3 protein-coding genes are annotated in these 2,673 nt (G+C 71.9%); all 3 read left to right on the top strand.

The annotated features are described in order from the left end of the window. Positions 1-952, top strand: a 952-nt coding sequence (locus GT042_RS16920; RefSeq protein ID WP_161309551.1) for a D-arabinono-1,4-lactone oxidase, incomplete at its 5' end; no start/stop codon positions are given. Positions 953-1,037: 85 nt separating this feature from the next. Further along, positions 1,038-2,087: a serine hydrolase gene (locus GT042_RS16925; protein ID WP_237530869.1), complete on the top strand. Its 1,050-nt coding sequence runs from the start codon at positions 1,038-1,040 to the stop codon at positions 2,085-2,087. A 67-nt stretch (positions 2,088-2,154) separates the two neighbouring features. Next, positions 2,155-2,673, top strand: a 519-nt coding sequence (locus GT042_RS16930; RefSeq protein ID WP_161309552.1) for an alcohol dehydrogenase catalytic domain-containing protein, incomplete at its 3' end; no start/stop codon positions are given.

Here is a 2,673-nt window from a genome sequence, read left to right on the forward strand (position 1 = left end):
AGCCTGCGCCACCGGCACCCACGGCTCCGGCGTCGGCAACGGCTCGCTCGCCACGGCCGTACGGGCCATGGACCTCGTCACCGCCGACGGCGGGCTGCGCCACCTCCGCCGGGGCGACGACGACTTCGCGGGCGCGGTGGTCGCGCTGGGGGCCACCGGTGTCGTCACCCGGACGACCCTCGACCTCGTACCGTCCTACGACGTCAGGCAGTGGGTGTACGACGGGCTGCCGTACGCGCGGCTGCGCGAGCGTTTCGAGGACGTCCTGTCCGCCGCGTACAGCGTCAGTGTGTTCACCCGCTGGCAGCCGGACGAGCGGGCCCAGGTCTGGCTCAAGCAGCGGGCCGGTGACACCGCCGCCGGTTCCGGGCCGCGGTACGGCGAGGACCGGGCGCCGGGGCGCTGGCTGGGCGCGACCCTGGCCGACGGTCCGCGCCACCCCGTGCCCGGCATGGACCCGGTCACCTGCACCCCCCAGTCGGGCGCGCCGGGGCCCTGGCACGAACGGCTTCCGCACTTCCGGCCCGAGTTCACCCCGAGCAACGGCGACGAGCTCCAGAGCGAGTACTTCGTGGCACGCGAGGACGGCCCCGCCGCCTTCGACGCCCTCGCACGGATCAGCGACCGGATCGCCCCCGTCCTCCAGGTCGGTGAGATCCGGACGATCGCGGCCGACGACCTGTGGCTGAGCCCGGCGTACGGACGCGACACGGTGGCCTTCCACTTCACCTGGATCCCCGACACCGGGGCCGTCACCCCGGTGCTCGGCGCCATCGAGGAGGCACTGGCTCCGTTCGGTGTGCGGCCTCACTGGGGCAAGCTGTTCACGACCGGTCCTGAACGGATGAGGGAGCTGTACGAGCGTTACGCCGACTTCGAGCGGCTGACCGCGCGGCTGGATCCCGCCGGTGTGTTCCGCAACGAGCTGATCGCGCGCTACTTCCCCCGCTGACGGATCCCGGCCCGGAATGTGATTTGTCACCGGATTTTTACCTGGGGCATAGCCGGGACCCAGTTTCGGTTCCTAACCTCGCGACATGCCCCGCATCCCCTCCGCGCGGCGCCCCACGTCCTCCGTGCGGCGCCGGCACGCCCTCACCACCTCGTCCGCGGTGGTCCTGCTCATGACCGGATGCGCGGTGGTGGGCGGGTTCGACGCGTCGGCGCAGAGCCGCCCTGAGGCGGAACCGCGAGCGGGCGCGCTCGGGACGCTGAGCCTGCCGGCTTCGTCACCGGCCTCGCCCTCCGGGGTCGTACCCCTGCTCCCGGCCCTGTTCGCCGGCGCCTCGCCGGTCCCGTCACCGTCGCCGTCCCCGTCCCCTCAGGCCTCCAGGAGTACGGCGCGGGCCGTCGTACCCGCGAACCGGGACACCCTCCTCTCCGCGAAGCTCCACGACACGATGGCGTCCACCTCAGCCTCGCTGTCCGTTGCGGTAACGGACCTGGATGACACGAGCCGGGCGCGGTACGGCGTCAAGGCCGGCCGGACGTACGACACGGCGAGCATCGTCAAGGTCGACATCCTGGCGACCCTGCTGCTCAAGGCGCAGGACGAGCACCGCGGGCTCACCGCCGCGGAGAAGTCGTACGCGTCCTCGATGATCCGCGTCAGCGACAACACGGCGACGGACGCGCTCTGGGGGATCATCGGCGGGGGCGGCGGTCTGGACGCCGCGAACCGCCGCCTGGGGCTCAAGGACACCACCGCCGGCGCGGGCGGGCTGTGGGGGCTGACCCAGACCACCGCCCCCGACCAGCTGATACTGCTCTCCGCGGTGTTCGGCGAGGAATCCCCGCTGACCGCCTCCTCCCGCTCCTACGCGCGGACGCTGATGGGCCGGATAGCCGACGGCCAGGACTGGGGGGTCTCGGCGGCGGGCAAGGCCGTGGGGCTGAAGAACGGCTGGCTGCCGCGCAGCGCGACCGGCCTGTGGGACGTCAACAGCATCGGCGAGGTGACCGTGGACGGACACACCTACCTGCTGGCCGTGGTGTCGAAGGGCAGTGTCTCGATGGCGAGCGGGATCTCGCTGGTGGAGCGCGCCGCGAAGGCGGCCGTGTCGGCTCTGGCCACCACCTCTGCGTAAATGCCCCGATCTGGCGACAATGGAGGCATACCGCTCATGTTGTCGTCCTGGATGAGGTGTATCCGGCATGCGTGCAGTTGTTGCGAACGCGGTGAACACACCGCTGTCACGGGTCGAGCGGGACGTCCCCGACATCGGCACGGGGGAGGTCCTCGTCAAGATGACCGCGTGCGGAGTGTGTTTCTCCGATCTCCGACTGATCCAGGGCGAGTACCCCTTCGCCCGGTTCCCGGTGATCCCCGGCCACGAGATCACCGGAACGATCGCCGCGGTGGGCGACGGCGTGGCGGGACACCGCGTCGGTGACGCCGTGGGGGCGCAGTTCCTCTACGACTCGGACGGCTCCTGCGACTACTGCGTCGGCGGCGACCCGATCCTCTGCCCCCACAAGCGGATCACCGGCATCGTCGCCGACGGCGGCTACGCGGAGTACGGCGTGTTCAAGGGCCCGTTCGTCACACCGCTGCCGCCCGGGCTCGACCCCGTCGCGGCGGCCCCGCTGATGTGCGCGGGCCTCACCGCGTTCAACGCGCTGCGCCGGGCGGGCGTCCACGCGGGCTCCCGCGTCGCGGTGGTCGGCGCGGGC

This window comes from Streptomyces sp. SID3212, assembly GCF_009865405.1.
GTDB lineage: Bacteria > Actinomycetota > Actinomycetes > Streptomycetales > Streptomycetaceae > Streptomyces.